Origin of the sequence: Microbacterium sp. USTB-Y (assembly GCF_023703415.1) — a bacterium.
In the GTDB taxonomy this organism is placed as follows: domain Bacteria; phylum Actinomycetota; class Actinomycetes; order Actinomycetales; family Microbacteriaceae; genus Microbacterium.
On record NZ_JAGMTU010000009.1, the window covers coordinates 99,827 to 115,814 of the forward strand.

Annotated in this window: 15 protein-coding genes; 8 read left to right on the forward strand and 7 right to left on the reverse strand. The window is 69.8% G+C overall.

Annotation, left to right across the window (positions count from 1 at the left end; genetic code table 11):
- Positions 1 to 76 precede the first annotated feature (76 nt).
- Positions 77 to 2,056 carry an APC family permease gene (locus tag J8G10_RS17945; RefSeq protein ID WP_251448294.1) on the reverse strand — a complete coding sequence of 660 codons (1,980 nt, stop codon included), beginning with the start codon at positions 2,054 to 2,056 and terminating at the stop codon, positions 77 to 79.
- Between the two features lie 340 nt (positions 2,057 to 2,396).
- Here J8G10_RS17945 and J8G10_RS17950 point away from each other — a divergent pair, with 340 nt between their 5' ends.
- Both J8G10_RS17950 and lgt read left to right on the forward strand, forming a co-directional pair.
- Complete coding sequence (locus J8G10_RS17950; RefSeq protein ID WP_251448249.1) at positions 2,397 to 3,089, forward strand: GTP pyrophosphokinase family protein; 693 nt, start codon at positions 2,397 to 2,399, stop codon at positions 3,087 to 3,089.
- A gap of 90 nt (positions 3,090 to 3,179) precedes the next feature.
- Complete coding sequence (gene lgt, locus J8G10_RS17955; RefSeq protein ID WP_251448252.1) at positions 3,180 to 4,157, forward strand: prolipoprotein diacylglyceryl transferase; 978 nt, start codon at positions 3,180 to 3,182, stop codon at positions 4,155 to 4,157.
- A gap of 39 nt (positions 4,158 to 4,196) precedes the next feature.
- Here the strand turns inward: lgt and J8G10_RS17960 are convergent, their stop codons facing one another.
- Together J8G10_RS17960 and J8G10_RS17965 are read right to left on the reverse strand one after the other, a co-directional pair.
- Positions 4,197 to 5,894 carry an FAD-dependent oxidoreductase gene (locus tag J8G10_RS17960; RefSeq protein WP_251448256.1) on the reverse strand — a complete coding sequence of 566 codons (1,698 nt, stop codon included), beginning with the start codon at positions 5,892 to 5,894 and terminating at the stop codon, positions 4,197 to 4,199.
- Positions 5,891 to 6,076, reverse strand: coding sequence for a hypothetical protein (locus J8G10_RS17965; protein WP_251448258.1), 186 nt, complete (start codon positions 6,074 to 6,076; stop codon positions 5,891 to 5,893). Before J8G10_RS17965 ends, J8G10_RS17960 begins: the two co-directional genes overlap by 4 nt.
- A gap of 80 nt (positions 6,077 to 6,156) precedes the next feature.
- Here J8G10_RS17965 and J8G10_RS17970 point away from each other — a divergent pair, with 80 nt between their 5' ends.
- Positions 6,157 to 6,471 carry a metal-sensitive transcriptional regulator gene (locus J8G10_RS17970; RefSeq protein ID WP_251448260.1) on the forward strand — a complete coding sequence of 105 codons (315 nt, stop codon included), beginning with the start codon at positions 6,157 to 6,159 and terminating at the stop codon, positions 6,469 to 6,471.
- 12 nt (positions 6,472 to 6,483) lie between these two features.
- Here the strand turns inward: J8G10_RS17970 and J8G10_RS17975 are convergent, their stop codons facing one another.
- From J8G10_RS17975 to J8G10_RS17990, 4 genes are all read right to left on the reverse strand, one after another.
- The gene (locus J8G10_RS17975; protein WP_251448263.1) at positions 6,484 to 7,263 is read right to left on the reverse strand and encodes an ABC transporter permease; all 780 of its coding nucleotides are present in this window, start codon (positions 7,261 to 7,263) and stop codon (positions 6,484 to 6,486) included.
- Positions 7,256 to 8,065, reverse strand: a complete 810-nt coding sequence (locus J8G10_RS17980; RefSeq protein WP_251448265.1) for an ABC transporter ATP-binding protein — start codon at positions 8,063 to 8,065, stop codon at positions 7,256 to 7,258. The genes J8G10_RS17975 and J8G10_RS17980 overlap by 8 nt, the downstream gene beginning before the upstream one ends.
- A 218-nt stretch (positions 8,066 to 8,283) precedes the next feature.
- Positions 8,284 to 9,498 (reverse strand): amidohydrolase, encoded by a 1,215-nt coding sequence (locus tag J8G10_RS17985; RefSeq protein ID WP_251448268.1) that lies wholly within the window; start codon positions 9,496 to 9,498, stop codon positions 8,284 to 8,286.
- Between the two features lie 10 nt (positions 9,499 to 9,508).
- Positions 9,509 to 10,174, reverse strand: a complete 666-nt coding sequence (locus J8G10_RS17990; protein ID WP_251448271.1) for a TetR/AcrR family transcriptional regulator — start codon at positions 10,172 to 10,174, stop codon at positions 9,509 to 9,511.
- A 150-nt stretch (positions 10,175 to 10,324) separates the two neighbouring features.
- Here J8G10_RS17990 and J8G10_RS17995 point away from each other — a divergent pair, with 150 nt between their 5' ends.
- From J8G10_RS17995 to J8G10_RS18015, 5 genes are all read left to right on the forward strand, one after another.
- Positions 10,325 to 11,995, forward strand: a complete 1,671-nt coding sequence (locus tag J8G10_RS17995) for an ABC transporter substrate-binding protein (RefSeq protein WP_251448274.1) — start codon at positions 10,325 to 10,327, stop codon at positions 11,993 to 11,995.
- A 127-nt stretch (positions 11,996 to 12,122) separates the two neighbouring features.
- Positions 12,123 to 12,947, forward strand: coding sequence for an ABC transporter ATP-binding protein (locus J8G10_RS18000; RefSeq protein ID WP_251448277.1), 825 nt, complete (start codon positions 12,123 to 12,125; stop codon positions 12,945 to 12,947).
- On the forward strand, positions 12,944 to 13,756 hold the full coding sequence (locus J8G10_RS18005) for an ABC transporter ATP-binding protein (protein WP_251448279.1): 813 nt from the start codon (positions 12,944 to 12,946) through the stop codon (positions 13,754 to 13,756). Before J8G10_RS18000 ends, J8G10_RS18005 begins: the two co-directional genes overlap by 4 nt.
- Positions 13,753 to 14,856 carry an ABC transporter permease gene (locus J8G10_RS18010; protein WP_251448283.1) on the forward strand — a complete coding sequence of 368 codons (1,104 nt, stop codon included), beginning with the start codon at positions 13,753 to 13,755 and terminating at the stop codon, positions 14,854 to 14,856. Before J8G10_RS18005 ends, J8G10_RS18010 begins: the two co-directional genes overlap by 4 nt.
- A gap of 2 nt (positions 14,857 to 14,858) precedes the next feature.
- Complete coding sequence (locus tag J8G10_RS18015; protein ID WP_374208793.1) at positions 14,859 to 15,926, forward strand: ABC transporter permease; 1,068 nt, start codon at positions 14,859 to 14,861, stop codon at positions 15,924 to 15,926.
- Positions 15,927 to 15,988 lie beyond the last annotated feature (62 nt).

Sequence of the window (15,988 nt, forward strand, 5' to 3'; positions counted from 1 at the left end):
GGGCGGACGTTGCCCGTGGTCAGCCCGAGTGTCCCGCCGGGCGGCCCCCGCTGTCAAACGGCTCCGGCGGTCGGCGTCAGCCCCGCTCGGGAGGTCCGGCGGGGCGCTGCACGCGACGGGCCGGCTTGGCGTTCGCCTCGCCGTAGAGGGCGAGCGGGCGGCCGGCGCGCTGCTGTCCCGGCACGGGCCGCGAGCGGCGTCCGTAGATGAGCTCGGACGAGTCCAGCAGCCACGGCACGAGGGTGATCGTCACCCCGTGGATGAGCATCAGCTGGTTCGCCATCCGGCGCGCGCGGCGGTTGTGCAGGATGGACTCCCACCAGTGCCCGACGATGTACTGCGGCAGGTACACGGTGACCACTGCGGGGCCGTGCTTGGCGCGGTACTTCTTGATGTACGCCTCCACCGGCTGCGCGTAGGCGCGGAACGGCGACTCGACGATGACGAGCGGGATCGGGATCCGATGCTGCTGCCAGTCCCTCTGCAGCTGCACGCCGTCCTCGGGATTGGCGGCCACGTGCAGGGCGACGGTCTTCTCGTGCCGGGCGGCGATGGCGTAGTCGATCGCCTTGACGACGGGCTTCTGCAGCCGGTTCACCAGCACGATCGCGACGTCGCCCTCCGACCCGAAGTGGGTCGTGTCGTCGATCGCGATCTCGTGCTCCACGTCGCGGTAGTACCGCTTCACGCCCATCATGAGCAGGGCGAGGACCGGGATCGCGATGAACACCATCCACGCCCCGTGCGTGAACTTCGTGACGGTCACGATGAGGAGCACCGCGATGGTCAGGGAGGCGCCGAGCGAGTTGATGACGAGGCCGGTGTAGGCGCTGCGTCGCGCCTGTGCGGCGACCTCGGCGTTCTGGCCGTGGGCGGCGCGCAGCAGGCGTCGCCAGTGCCGCACCATGCCGACCTGGCCCAGCGAGAACGACACGAACACGCCGATGATGTAGAGCTGGATCAGGTTCGTCAGGTTCGCCTGGAACAGCACCAGCACGCCGATCGCGGCGATGCCGAGCACGATCATGCCGTTCGAGAACACCAGGCGGTCGCCGCGGGTGTTCAGCGCCTTGGGCGCGTAGCCGTCGCGGGCGAGGACGGCGCCGAGCAGCGGGAAGCCGTTGAACGCGGTGTTGGCGGCGAGCAGCAGCACGCACGCGGTCGCCGCCTGGATGATGAAGAACGGCAGGGAGCCGGCGCCGAAGGTGGCCGAGGCGACCTGCGCCATCAGGCTCTGCTGCGGCTGTCCGCAGGCGTAGCCGACGAGATCCCGGCAGGGATTCTCCGCGTAGTGCACCTGGGTGATGAGGCCGAGCGCGGTGAGGCCCGTGAACAGCAGGATGGCGATCCCGCCCATCATCGCCAGCGTGGTCTGCGCGTTGCCGATCTTGGGGATCCGGAACGCCTGCACGCCGTTCGAGACGGCTTCGACGCCGGTCAGGGCGGAGCAGCCGCTCGAGAACGCGCGCAGCACGAGCAGGATCATCGCGGCGCCCACCAGCTGATCGGTGTGCTGGAACGAGTACTGCGCGCTCTCGGCGACCGGTGCGTCGCCGAGGAAGGTGCGCACCAGACCGGTGACGATCATGACCGCGACGGATCCGATGAAGATGTAGGTCGGCACGGCGAAGAACGTCGACGCCTCGCGCACGCCGCGCAGGTTGACGACGACGATGAGGATCACGAATCCGACCGCGAGCTCGACGCGCCACGGGTCGAGCTGGGGCACGGCGGAGATGATGTTGTCGACGCCGGAGGCGATCGACACCGAGACGGTCAGGATGTAGTCGACGAGGAGGGCCGCGGCCACGACCACGCCCGGGATCTCGCCGAGGTTCTTCGACGCGACCTCGTAGTCGCCGCCGCCCGACGGGTACGCCTGGATGAGCTTGCGGTAGCTCAGCACGATGACGATGAGCAGCAGGACGACCGCCGCGGCCACCCACGGAGCGAACGCGAGGAACGCGAGCCCGCCCAGCCCCAGGGTCATCAGCATCTCCTGCGGCCCGTAGGCCACGGAGGAGAGGGCGTCGGATGCGAAGATCGGCAGCGCCATCCGCTTCGGGAGGAGCTGTTCGTTCGCCTTCTCTGTGCTGAGCGGCTCGCCGAGCAGGATGCGTTTGGCTACCTGCGGGGCGTCGGCGCTCTCACGGCTGTCATTTGCCACGAGCGGCAAAATTACGCCTGGAACGGCGCGGATGCAATTTCGCGCGCGGGTTGTTGCATCACTGTTCGATCACTCTTTGCCCGGATCCGGTCCCGGGCGTGTCCGAAACGGGTATCCGCGCGGGCGCGGAGAGCGCTCTCCGATCCGACCGGATCGCCGTGCGCGGTCTTCGATCCGCTGAGAACGAACACACAGGAGATCCGAACACCGGTTGCGTAGCGTCGCAGGCATGAGCACGGTTCCCCTCGATGACGACGCGCTGAACCAGACCCTCTCCGAAGCCCGGGAGCTGCGGGACGAGTTCCAGCGCTTCCTGCACGAGTACGAGTTCGGGATGCGCGAGATCGAGACGAAGATCTCGATCCTGCGGGACGAGTTCACCCACCACCACTCCTACAACCCCATCGAGCACCTCAAGAGCCGGGTGAAGTCGCCGGACAGCATCGTCGAGAAGGTCGCCCGCCGCGGGGTGGATCCGGACTTCGCGTCCATCCGGGAGAGCATCACCGACATCGCCGGCGTGCGGGTGACCTGCAGCTTCGTGGCCGACGTGTACCGGCTGTTCGACCTGCTCACCGCGCAGGACGACATCACGGTGCGCATCGTGAAGGACTACATCGCCACTCCGAAGGCCAACGGCTACCGCAGCCTGCACGCGATCCTCGAGGTGCCCGTCTTCCTCTCCTCCGGGCCGCTCCAGGTGCCGGTCGAGGTGCAGTTCCGCACGATCGCGATGGACTTCTGGGCGAGTCTGGAGCACAAGATCCACTACAAGTTCCAGGGCCAGGTGCCCGCGCACCTCGTCGACGACCTCACCGCGGCAGCCGATGCCGCGAGCGAGCTCGACGCGCGCATGGAGCGGCTGCACCACGAGGCGCACGCGCCGCTCGCCGCGCTTCCGCATCTCCCGCTCGACGTCTGAGCGGGAGCTGCGGCGAGGTGCCGTTCACAGCCGGTTCCGCACTGGCCTGCCTAGGGTGTCGGTGGCCGTGACCCCGAGCGAGAGGCGACCGTGAGAGCGAGCATCCCCAGCCCTCCCGAGCAATGGGCGCAGTTCCCGCTCGGTCCGCTGACCGTCCACGCGTACGCGCTGTGCATCATCGCCGGGATCGTGGCCGCGACGCTCATCCTCGGCCATCGCCTGAAGAGGCGCGGGATCGACCCCGGGTTCGCGATCGACATCGCGCTCTGGTCGGTACCGCTGGGCATCGTGTGCGCCCGGTTCTATCACGTCTTCACGCACGTGGGCGACTACTTCGCCCCGGGGGACAACCTGTGGGACGTGTTCGCGATCTGGGACGGCGGCAACGCCCTCTACGGCTCCCTGATCGGCGGCGCCATCGGCATCGTCGTCGCCTGCCGGCGTGCGCGGGTGCGGTTCTGGAGCGTCGCGGATGCGCTCGCTCCGGCGCTGCTGGTCGCGCAGTCCCTGGGCCGGCTGGGCAACTACTTCAACCACGAGCTCTTCGGCCTGCCGACGACGCTCCCCTGGGGCCTGCAGATCGAGGCGACCAACCCGAAGTTCCCACCGGGGATGCCTCCGGGGACGCTCTTCCAGCCCCTGTTCCTCTACGAGATCGTCTGGAATCTGCTCGGTTTCGCCGTGATCCTCTGGTTGGAGCGCCGGTTCGCGCTCCAGTGGGGCAAGGTGCTCGCCCTGTACCTGATCTGGTACGGCGCGGGCCGCAGCTACCTCGAGTCGATCCGCATCGACCCGTCCAGCATCGGCTTCCTCGGCATCCCCGCGAACGTGTGGGCCTCGCTGGCGGCCGTCGCGCTCGGCCTCGTGCTGCTGGTGGTGCAGACACGACGGCATCCCGGTGGCGAGCCGTCCGCCTTCACGGGAGCGTCGCGGGTCGCGCTCGCCTCCGAGGGATCGGGAGATCCCGGTCGCGCCCTCGGGGTCGGCGGTGACGCGGTCGGCGGCGCCGCGGTCGGCGGCGAGGGGCCGGACGCGGAGGCCCCGGTCGGCAGCCGGGCGCAGCGGTAGCCCCGCCGCGCCCGGGCCGCCGTCTCACGCCCTGCGGCGTCAGGACACGAGGACGTCGTCCCCGAGCACCGCGCGCGCCGTGAGCATGCCGCCGGACAGGGAGGCGGAGTCGAAGCCCGCCTGCACGAGCAGCCGGTGGGCGATGTGCGAGCGCACGCCGGATCCGCATAGGGCCCGGACGGGACGTCCCGCGGCGGCCGCGCGCACCTCGTCGAGGCGGTCGCGCAGCTCCGTGTGCGGGATGTGCAGAGCCCCCGGCAGGTGCCCGGCGGCGTACTCCGCGGCGCTGCGCACATCGAGGATGAGCGTCTCCCCGCGCAGCCGCTCCCAGTCCTCGGCGTACCAGAGCCGGAGCGTCCCGTCCAGGACGTTCCCCCCGACCATGCCCACGAGGTTCACCGGATCCTTCGCACTGCCGTAGACGGGGGAGTAGGCGAGGTCCAGGTCGACGAGGTCGGCGGCGGTGAGTCCTGCCCGGATCGCCGTGGCGAGCACGTCGATCCTCTTGTCCACGCCCTCAAGGCCGACGGCCTGGGCGCCGAGCAGGAGGCCGTCGCCGTGGCGGACGTGGACGACGAGCGCCATCTGCGTCGCCCCGGGGAAGTATCCGGCGTGCTGGGTGGGGTGCAGGTGGAGGGTGTGCGCCTCGATGCCGGCGGCGCGCAAGGCGGCCCGGTTGGCCCCGGTGAGCGCGGCGGTGAGTTCGCCGACCCGCACGATCGCCGTGCCCACGGGGGCCGGAAGGGGGCGCGCCGACGCGGGGCGGAGGATGTGGTCCGCGATCCCGCGTCCGGCGCGGTTCGCCGGGCCGGCCAGGGCGACCGGCCGGCGCAGGCCGGTGACGGCGTCGACGGAGAGCACCGCATCGCCGGCGGCGTAGACGTCCGGGAGGTTGGTGCGTCCGTGCTCGTCGACGAGGATCGCCCCGCGCTCGCACGCGACGCCGGCCGCTTCGAAGACCGCGGTGTCCGGGCGCACTCCGACGGAGAGCAGGATGAGGTCCGCGTCGAGGCGCCGGCCGTCCGCGAGGACGACGGTGTCGTGCTCCTCGTGCTGCTCGACCGCCTGCGCGGCGACCCCGGCGTGCACGGTGATCCCGAGCCGGCGCAGCTCCGCCGCGACGGGGGCGGCGATCTCGGCCTCCAGCGGCGGCAGCACGTGGGGTGCGAGCTCGACGAGATCGACGTCGAGGCCCTGCTGACGGAGCGCCTCAGCGGCTTCCAGGCCGATGAACCCGGCCCCCAGCACCACCGCCCGCCGTGCGGCCGAGGCATGTCCGTCGATCCGCGCGCGTAGGTCGACGGCGTCCTCGACGGTGCGGAGGGTGCTCACGCGCGGCGAGTCGAGCCCGGGCAGCGGCGGGCGCACGGCGACGGCACCCGGCGCCAGGACGAGCGCGTCGTACGCCAGCTGCTCCTCGCCCTGAGGCCCTCGCACCGTGACGGACCGCAGGCCGGAGTCGACGGCGGTGACCTCGTGGTGCACGCGCACATCGAGAGCGAGCGCGGCGCGCAGCGTGGCGGGCGTCTGGACGAGCAGGTCGGCCTCGTCCTCGATCTCGCCGCCGACGTAGTAGGGGAGTCCGCAGTTCGCGAACGAGACGTGCGCGCCCCGTTCGAGCACGATGATCTCCGCGTTCTCGTCCAGGCGGCGGGCGCGCGCCGCGGCGCTCATACCGGCGGCCACGCCGCCGACGATCACGATCCGCCGGGCCGGATCCGTCACGGTCTCGCTCATCGCCCGAAGATCCGCGACAGTAGTCCGCCCCGAGTCGACGCGACCGCATCGATCTCCGCCTGCGAGTGCCGGCCGCCGCACCACTGCGCGGCCGGAACGGAGCGCTTCACCTCGGACACGTGCTGGCCGCACCCGGCCCAGGTCGTCTTCCCGCACGTCTTGCACGTCACTGCACGGCACATCTCTTCTCCTCCTCGCCCGGACGTCTCGGATACCCCGGGGAGTATCAATCTAACATACTCCCGGGGGTATGCTTGGATCCATGATCACCACCGGAACCGCCCAGGACCCCTCCGCGGACGCGACGCACCCGGCAGGGCACGACGCCGACGCGGTGCGCAAGATCTCCAACCGCCTGCGCCGCGCGCACGGCCAGCTCGCCGCGGTGATCGGCGCCGTCGAGGCCGGTGAGGACTGCCGCGCCGTCGTCCAGCAGCTCGCCGCGGTCACGAAGGCGCTGGACCGGGCCGGGTTCCTGGTGATCTCGACGGCGCTGCGCGAGTGCCTGACCGAGCCGGACGCCGATGGCGGGCCCAGTCCGGAGGAGTTAGAGAAGCTCTTCCTCACCCTCGCCTGAGCGACGGGCGCTCTAACGCGACTCCCACTGGAACCAGCGGATCCCGATCCCCGCGAAGACCACGAGATAGGCGCCGATCGCGACGATCGCCCAGCCGTCGTCGCTCGTCCAGGCCGATGTCGACTGCACCGCGGTGAACAGGGTCATGAGCGCGCCGACGGGCGACCACTTCGCGATGGCGGTGAAGGTGTCGCCGAGCACGCCCGAGATGCCGAGGATCCCCAGCAGCAGGAGCAGGACGTACAGCACCCGGCCGAGGGCGTTCACGGCGGTGGAGGAGCGGAGCAGTCCGACCACGGCCTGCCCGATCCCGAGGAACATGGCGGCGCCGTAGATCGCGACGACGAAGATCAGCAGATACGTGCCCACGCCGTAACTGAGCCCGTGCATGATGCCCCCGACGACGATCACGACGACGGCGGTGGCGATCGCGGCGACGAACTGCACGATCAGGCGGCTCAGCATGATCGCCCAGGTCGGCGTCGGCGTGACGCGCAGCCGCTGGAAGACGCCGGCCTCACGGTCGCGTGCGACGGTGATCGAGTAGCCCAGCAACGAGGACGACAGCAGTCCGTAGCTCAGGGCCAGGGCGATCATCAGCGCCGGCCCCGCTGCGCCGAAGCCCGCGCCGCCCCGGCGGGTGGCCTGGTTCGTGACGATCAGCATGAGGATCGGCACGGCGAGGTTCAGGATCAGGGTCTGCTTGCTGCGCAGGATGACGGTGAAGTCGGCGGCGAGCAGGGAGCGCAGGGTCAGCCCGATCGGAGGCCGGGCGACGGCGAGGTCAGTCACGGAGATCACTTCCCGTCAGGGCGATGAAGACGTCTTCGAGCGTCGGTTCGCCGTGCGCGACGGCGAGCACGCGCGGATCCTCCCGGTGCGCGGCGATGAGCTCGGCCGGGCTGCCGGTCGTGACGATCCGGCCGTGATCGATGATGACGATGCGATCGCACACCGCCTGCGCCTCCTCCATCGAATGAGTGGTGAGCAGGATGCTGCCCCCGCGTCGCCGGGAGGCCTCGATGCGCTGCCAGAGGCTGCGCCGCGACTGCGGATCCAGACCGCTCGTCGGCTCGTCCAGCAGGAGGAGCAGGGGATCGTGAAGCGTCGCGATGAGGAGGGAGAAGCGCTGCGCCTGGCCGCCCGAGAGGCCCTTGAGTCGCTTCGACGCCTCCTGCTCGAGCCCCACTCCGTCCAGCGCCTCCCGGGCGGCGGCGCGGGTCAGCCGCACGCCGTACAGGCCGGCATACAGCCGCAGCAGCTGCTCGATGCTCAGCTCGGGCTGGAATCCCGAGCTCTGCAGCTGCACGCCGAGCCGGGCGCGGGCGTCGATCGGATGACGCAGCGCATCGATCCCGTCGACGACCACGGATCCGCTCACCGGCCGTCGCAGGCCCTCGATCACGCTCAGCGTGGTCGTCTTGCCGGCGCCGTTCGGCCCGAGCAGCCCCAGGATCTCGCCGCGCGCGATACGGAACGCGACGCCGTCGACGGCCGTGCGGGATCCGTATCTCACCACGAGACCGTCGACGGCGAGGACGGCGCCGTCCTGCATCGACGCATCGGTCTGCGACTGCTCTGCTGATGTCGACATGGCGCACCGCCTTCGGTTCGCGCTCAGCGTCGCACCGGTTGCTATCCGCAGGCTATGAGAACGGCTGGCATCCGCCGTTCGTCCTGCGACGATCAGCACAGCCCGTGACGATCAGCACACGTATCGACGTCGATCCGTGTGCTGATCGTCACGACCTGTGCCGATCGTGACAGGGTCGGAGGCGGATCCGGGCCGGGAGGCGGATCCGGTGCGCGTCGTCAGCCGAGGAACTCGCGCGCCGCGACGGTCAGGGCCTGCACGCCCACCTCGATCGTGGGGTGGATCTCGACCGCGAAGAACGGGGAGTGGTTCGTGGCGATCTCGCTGTCGACCGTCCCCTGCGCCACCGCGGCGGCGTAGCGCGCGGGGGCGATGCCGCCCCAGAACCAGAACACGAGCGGCACGCCGGCGTCGCGGGCGAACCACGACACGTCCTCGCTGCCCGTGAACAGGCCGGGATCGATCACGTTCTCATCGCCGAACGCGGCGCGGAAGGCCGCCGTCGCGCGCTCGGTCGCCTCGTCGTCGTTGATCGTCGCGGGCAGCGTGTGCAGCGTCTCGATGGTCGGCTCCTCGGTCGCGCCGCTCGCCATCGCCTCGGCCTTGATCACGCGCTCCACCTTCGCCAGCACCTTGGTGCGCAGGGCGTCGTCCGGGTAGCGCAGGCTGAGGTCGAGGGTGGCCTCGGCCGGGATGATGTTGTTCTTGGTGCCGGCGTGGATTGCGCCCACCGTGACCACGGCGAGGTCGTGCGGATCCACCTCCCGCGAGACCACCGTCTGCAGGCGCATCACCGTGGCGGCCGCCATGACCACGGGGTCGATCGTGGAGTGCGGGCGGGATCCGTGCCCGCCGCGGCCGTGCAGCACGACGTGCAGTCCGTCCGAGGCCGACATCTGGGGACCGGGCCGCACGCCGATCATGCCGGCGGGGAACGGCGTGACGTGCTGGCCGATGACGACGTCGGGTCGGGGGAAGCGGTCCAGCGCGCCATCGTCGAGCATCGCGCGGGCGCCGGCGCCGAACTCCTCCGCAGGCTGGATCACGACGACGAGGGTGCCGGACCACTCGTCCCGGGTGCGGACGAGCTCCTCCACGGCGCCGATCATCGCGGTCACGTGCATGTCGTGGCCGCACGCGTGCATGACGCCCACCTCGTGCCCCTCGGCGTCGATCCCAGTGGCGGTGCTGGCGTAGGGCAGACCCGACTCCTCGACCACGGGCAGCGCGTCCATGTCGGCGCGCGCCCAGACGACCGGTCCCGCGCCGTTGGCGAGCACGCCGACGACGCCTGTGCGACCCACGCCCTCGGTGACCTCGAGGCCGAGGTCGCGCAGATGCCCGGCGGCGATGCCCGCGGTGCGCACCTCCTGGAACGAGAGCTCGGGATTGCGGTGCAGGTCGATGAAGAGCGCTTCGAGGTCGATCGTCATAGGGCCGAGCCTACGCGGATCCGCCGGCGGTCTCGGCGACGTACGTCTCGAGTGCGGGGCCGGGGTGCAGCACGCCGTTCACGATCGCCTCGATCGCGAAGGCGCTGGCCTCGGCCAGGCCGACGGCCGCAGGGTCGAGCAGCCACTGCAGCTGCAGGCCGTCCATGACCGCGAGGATCGCCGCCGACGCCGTGGCGATCACCGTCGTGTCGGTCACGCCCTCCTGGGCGCACAGCTCGACGAACGCGGCGCCCACCTCGCCGCGGAGCTTGGTGTACCGGTGCTCGAAGAACCCGCGTGCGGGATGGCCGTCGGTCACCGATTCGTTCGAGAGCACGGTGTACACCTGCACGATGCCGGGCCTCAGCTCGTTCGAGAACGCGGTCTTGACGAGGTGCAGGAACAGGGCGGGGCCGTCGGGGATGTGCTTCTCGGCGAGGCCTTCGACGTCGCTCTCGTCACGATAGGCGAGCACCTCGAGCAGCAGCTTCTGCTTGGAGCCGAAATGATGCAGCACCCCCGCGTGCGTCATCCCGACCTGCTCCGCGATATCGGCCAGGGTGCCGTTCGCGGATCCCTTCGCGCCGAAGATCTCGATCGCGGCCTTCAGGATCTCGGTCCGCTTGCGCTCGGTCTCCGGCCGCGATTTCACGCGGTTCGAGGTGGACGTGACCATTTCGTGTCCCTTCCCCTTCTTGTCATCCAGCTTACTGGTGGGTAACCTCACTTTTGCTTACTTTCCCGCTAGTAAGTAAATTCCCCCAGAGAAGCGGGACCCCGCATCACATGGGCGCACGACGACGTCGGCCCACGAGAAGGAGAAGCAATGAGGCTCAGGAAGACCTTGATCGCGGTGACCGCGTTCGCGGCGATCGGCGCGGTGGCGCTGACCGGCTGCTCGTCGGGTTCCAGCACGGGCGCATCCGGCGGTTCGCTCACGGTGGCGAAGCCGGACGGCGCCGCGATCCTTTCGACGCAGACCAACAACCCGTTCATCTCGACGGGATCGGGCATGTCGCTCGGCTACGACCGGATGATCTACGAACCGCTGGCGATGGTCAACCCGGTCGGCAAGAACGAGACCACGCCGTGGCTCGCCTCGAAGGTGGAGTGGAACTCCGACTACACGCAGCTCACGGTCACCCCGCGCGCCGACGTCAAATGGAGCGACGGCAAGCCCTTCACCGCCGACGACATCGTCTTCACCTACAACCTCATCAAGAGCACCCCCGCGCTCGATCTCGCCGGACTCAAGCTCGCCGACGTCAAGAAGGACGGCGCGAACGTGGTCCTCTCCTTCACCGAGTCCAAGTTCGTGAAGCAGGGCGACGTGCTGCAGGTGAGCATCGTGCCCGAGCACCAGTGGAAGAGCATCGCGGACCCGACCAAGGACCCGGTCAAGGAGGCCGTCGGAACCGGCCCCTACACGATCAAGAGTTTCTCCTCGCAGGGCGTCGTGCTGAACGCCCGCACCGACTACTGGGGCGGCAAGGTCCCGGTGGGCCAGCTCAAGTACCTCGAGTACAACGACAACACCGGCCTGCTCCGCGCGCTGCAGAGCAAGGAGGCCGACTGGGCCCAGATCTTCATCACGGACTACCAGAAGAACTACGTCGACAAGGATCCGAAGCACAACGTGTTCTGGGGCGCCAACGTGCTCAGCCCCGACATGGTGCTCGTCAACACGACGAAGGCGCCGTTCAACGACGTCGCCTTCCGCAAGGCCGTCAACATGGTCGTCGACCGCAAGGCGCACGCCGAGAAGGCGCGCAGCAACGCCGGCCCCGAGCTCACCAGCGTCACGGGCATCCCGCAGCCGACGGGCGACCAGTACATCGCGCCGGAGTACAAGGACAAGACGTTCTCGATCGACGTCGACGGCGCCAAGAAGGTGCTGACCGACGCCGGCTACACGTGGAAGGACGGCGCGCTCATCGACCCGTCGGGCAACCCGGTCTCGTTCACGCTGCAGGACCCGCAGGGCTGGAACGACTACGTCACCGGCATCCAGCTCGTCGCCACGCAGATCAAGAACACGCTCGGCGCCGACGCGAAGGTGGCCACCCCCGACGCCGACACCTGGTTCACCAACATGGCGACCGGCAACTTCGACGCCGCGCTGCACTGGTCGGGATCCGGATCGAACCCCTGGCACATCTACGACGACGTCATGAACGGCGCGTACCTGGAGCAGGCCGCGGACGGAAAGGTCTCCGACAACTTCGGCCGTTACGACAACCCCGAGGCGACGGCGCTGCTGAAGCAGTACGCACAGGCCTCCGACGACGCGACGCGCACGGATGCGCTCAACAAGATCCAGAAGATCTTCGTCGAAGACGTCCCCGCCATCCCGATCGGGACGCACCCGCAGCTGGGCGAGTACAACACCCGCACCTACACGGGGTGGCCGAGCGAGAAGGACCAGTACGCGACCGCCGACCCGACGCAGCCCTCGGCCGTGCAGGTCATCATGAACCTGAAGCCGGTCGGCAAATAACCGCCCATCCCCCTCGGTCGTTGAGCGAGCGCAGCGAGACGAGACGCGTTCATCGCAGAGCACCGCGTTTCGTCTCGGTCGCGCTGCGCGCGGCCTCGCTCAACGACCGTTACAGGAGCATGCCCTCATGACAGACCCCCTTCTCTCGGTGCGCGACTTCTCGGTCGTGTACGACGTGGATCCGCCCGTGCGGGCGGTGAAGAACGTCACGATCGACATCCGCCGCGGTGAGATCGTCGGCCTCGCCGGCGAGAGCGGCAGCGGCAAGACGACCCTCGCCTACGGTGTGCAGCGGCTGCTCAAGCCGCCGGCCGTGATCACCGGCGGCAGCGTCGTCTTCCACGACGCCGACGGCTCGGACATCGACCTGCACGCGCTCGACGCCGAGCAGATGCGCCGGTTCCGCTGGGACAAGGTGTCGATGGTGTTCCAGGGCGCGATGAACGCGCTCAACCCGGTCGCCACGATCGGCGCGCAGCTCGACGACGTGTTCCGCGTGCACCGCCCGGGGATGAGCCGGACGCAGCGTCGCGACGAGGTCGTGCAGCTGCTCGAGATCGTGAAGGTGGGCGGGGAGCGCCGGCGCTCCTACCCGCACGAGCTGTCCGGAGGCATGCGCCAGCGCGTGATGATCGCGATGGCGCTCGCGCTGCGACCGCAGCTCATGGTGATGGACGAGCCGACCACGGCCCTCGACGTGCTCGTGCAGCGCGAGATCCTCAAGCAGATCTCGCAGCTGCGCCACGAGTTCGGGTTCTCCGTCGTGTTCATCACCCACGACCTGCCGCTGCTGCTGGAGATCAGCGACCGCATCGCCGTCATGCGCGAGGGCGAGATCGTCGAACTCGCCGACGCCGAGCGGCTGTGGACGGATCCGCAGCACGAGTACACGCGGGATCTGCTGCGCTCCTTCCCGCGCCTGACCGGCGAGCGGGGGGTGGTGGTGCGATGACCACGCTCGAGTTCCGCGACGTCACGAAGATCTACAACCTCCGCGGATCCGGTCAGCTCAAGGCCCTGGACGAGGTGAGCTTCACTCTCAGCTCGCACCAGACCATCGGCCTGGTCGGCCAGTCCGGCAGCGGCAAGTCCACGATCGCCAAGATCCTCACGCAGCTGGAGACCCCCACGCGCGGCGAGGTGCTGCTCGACGGCGCCCCGATCCCGCGCCGTGGCAAGGGGCTGCGGCGCTACCGCCAGCAGCTGCGCATGGTGTTCCAGGATCCGTTCGCGTCCCTGAACCCGTACCACTCGATCCGTCACCACGTCGAACGGCCGCTGCGGCTGGACCACGTGGTGCCGCGCGACGAGGTCGACGCCGAGGTGCGCCGCCTGCTCGAGCGGGTGCGGCTGGATCCCGACGCCGTCATGGAGCGGCGCCCGCATGAGCTGTCGGGCGGACAGCGCCAGCGCGTCGCGATCGCGCGCGCCCTCGCCTCGCGCCCTGCGCTGCTCGTCGCGGACGAGCCGGTCTCGATGCTCGACGTCTCGATCCGCCTCGGCGTGCTCAACCTGCTCGCCGACCTGCAGCGCGAGGAGGGCCTCGGGGTGCTCTACATCACCCACGACCTGGCGACCGCCCGCCACTTCAGCGACGAGATCCTGGTGCTCAACCAGGGCCGGGTCGTGGAGAGCGGGCCCGCGGACGACGTCATCCTGCATCCCCGGGACCCGTACACGCGCGAGCTGCGCGCCGCCTCGCCCGACCCGGAGGAGTTCTTCCGCCGCCGGGCCGCCCAGACCACCGGAGGTGCGCGATGAGCGCCGACACGTCCGCGCCCGCGACCGGGGCCGCTCCCGCCGAGGGGGCGCCGGGGGATCCCACGCTCGTCGGCACCACGGCGACGCGCGCCGAGCGCGGCGGCATCCGGGTGCCGTGGCGCTTCATCGGCGGCAGGGCGGCCTTCTACCTGTTCACCGCGTGGGCCGCGATCACCATCAACTTCTTCATCCCGCGTCTGATGAAGGGCGATGCCGTCGACGCCTACATGGCCCGCAGCCAGGGCCAGCTCACCCCGGACGCCGAGAAGGCGCTGCGCCTCATGTTCGGGCTGGACCACTCGGTGCCGCTGTGGCAGCAGTACCTCGACTACTGGGGCATGCTGCTGCGCGGAGACCTGGGCGTGTCGATCTCCACGGGCATGGCCCCGGTGGGCGACGCGATCGCCGCGGCGCTGCCGTGGACCCTGGGCCTGGTCGGCTTCGCGACGATCGTCTCCTTCCTCATCGGCACGAGCCTCGGCGCCGTCATCGGGTGGCGTCGCGGCGGACGGCTGGACGTGCTGGTGCCGGTGACGACGTTCCTCGGCACGATCCCCTACTTCTGGCTCGGGCTCATCTTCATCGCCGTGTTCGCGTCGGTGCTGGGCTGGTTCCCCGCCGGTCACGCCTACGAGGTGGGCGTGGATCCGGGCTGGAACGCCGACTTCATCGGACAGGTCGTCTCGCACGCCGCGCTGCCGGTGATCACCATCGTCATCGCCTCCCTCGGCGGCTGGGTGCTGGGCATGCGCAACATGATGCTGACCGTGCTCGACGAGGACTACATCACCGTCGCCCAGGCCAAGGGCATGCCGAACCGCCGCGTGCTGTGGCGGTACGCCGCGCGCAACGCGGTGCTGCCGCAGATCCAGAGCTTCGCGCTCTCGCTCGGCTTCATCGTGGGCGGCACGATCGTGATGGAGATGGTGTTCTCCTACCCCGGCATCGGCCTGCTGCTGCTCAGCGCCACCAATGCGAAGGACTACGCGCTCATGCAGGGCATCTTCCTCGTGCTGGTGATGGCGGTGCTCGTCGCGAACATCATCGCCGACATCGCCTACGCCATCCTCGACCCGCGCACCCGGCAGACGGAGGCCTGACCATGACGATTCCCGCTCCGCACGAGATCGCGCAGCCCGCCGCCGGCGCACCGGAGACCGCCGCCCTGCTCACAGCCGGGTCGCGGCCGGCCCCGGCCCGCACCTTCCGCTCGCAGCTCAGGGCGTCGCTCGCGATGTTCGGCAACCGCAAGTCGGCGGCCGGGCTGATCATCCTCGGCGTCTTCGTGCTCCTGGCCGTCTTCGCCCCGTGGATCGCGCCCTACAGCCCCACCGCGCAGCACCTCGACGCGACGCTGCAGCCGCCGTCCTGGCAGCATCTGCTGGGCACCACGCACATCGGCGAGGACGTGTTCAGCCAGCTCGTCTACGGCACGCGCGGCGTGCTCGTGGTCGGCTTCCTCGCCACGATCATGGCGACCGTGGTGGCGATCGTCGTCGGCGTGACCGCCGGCTACCTGCGCGGCTGGAAGAGCGAGTCGCTGTCGGCGCTGTCCAACGTGTTCCTCGTGCTGCCGGGGCTGCCCCTGATGATCATCATCGCCTCGCAGTTCCAGGATCCGCCGCTGTGGGTCATCGCCGCGGTGCTCGGCCTGACCGGCTGGGCCTGGGGTGCGAGAGTGCTGCGGGCGCAGACGATGTCGTTGCGCAACCGCGACTTCGTCCAGGCGGCGCGCGCCAACGGCGAGCCGCTGCACCGGATCATCCTGGTCGAGATGCTGCCGAACCTCATGGCGATCATCGCGTCGAGCTTCGTCGGCACCATGACCGCCGCCGTGCTCGGGCTCACCACGCTGGCCTTCATCGGCGTGATCCCGGTGTCGAACCTGAACTGGGGCACCATCCTGTTCTGGGCGCAGCAGAACAGCGCCTTCCCGGACTACTGGTGGTGGTACGTGCCGGCCGGTCTCTGCATCGCCCTGCTGGGCGTCGCCCTCGCCCTGATCAACTTCGGCATCGACGAGTACGTCAACCCCCGCCTCCGCTCCGCCGGGGAGCGCGCCCGCGCCCTGCGCAAGCGGGGCATCGACCAGAACGCCGCGGTGACCGCGGTGCGCACCGACTCCTCCCCGGCGACGACCGGAACCGACACAGAGAGCACCACTGCATGAGCGACGCCCTGCCCTTCCGCGATCCCGCCCTCAGCACGGCCGAGCGGGTGGCTGATCTCCTC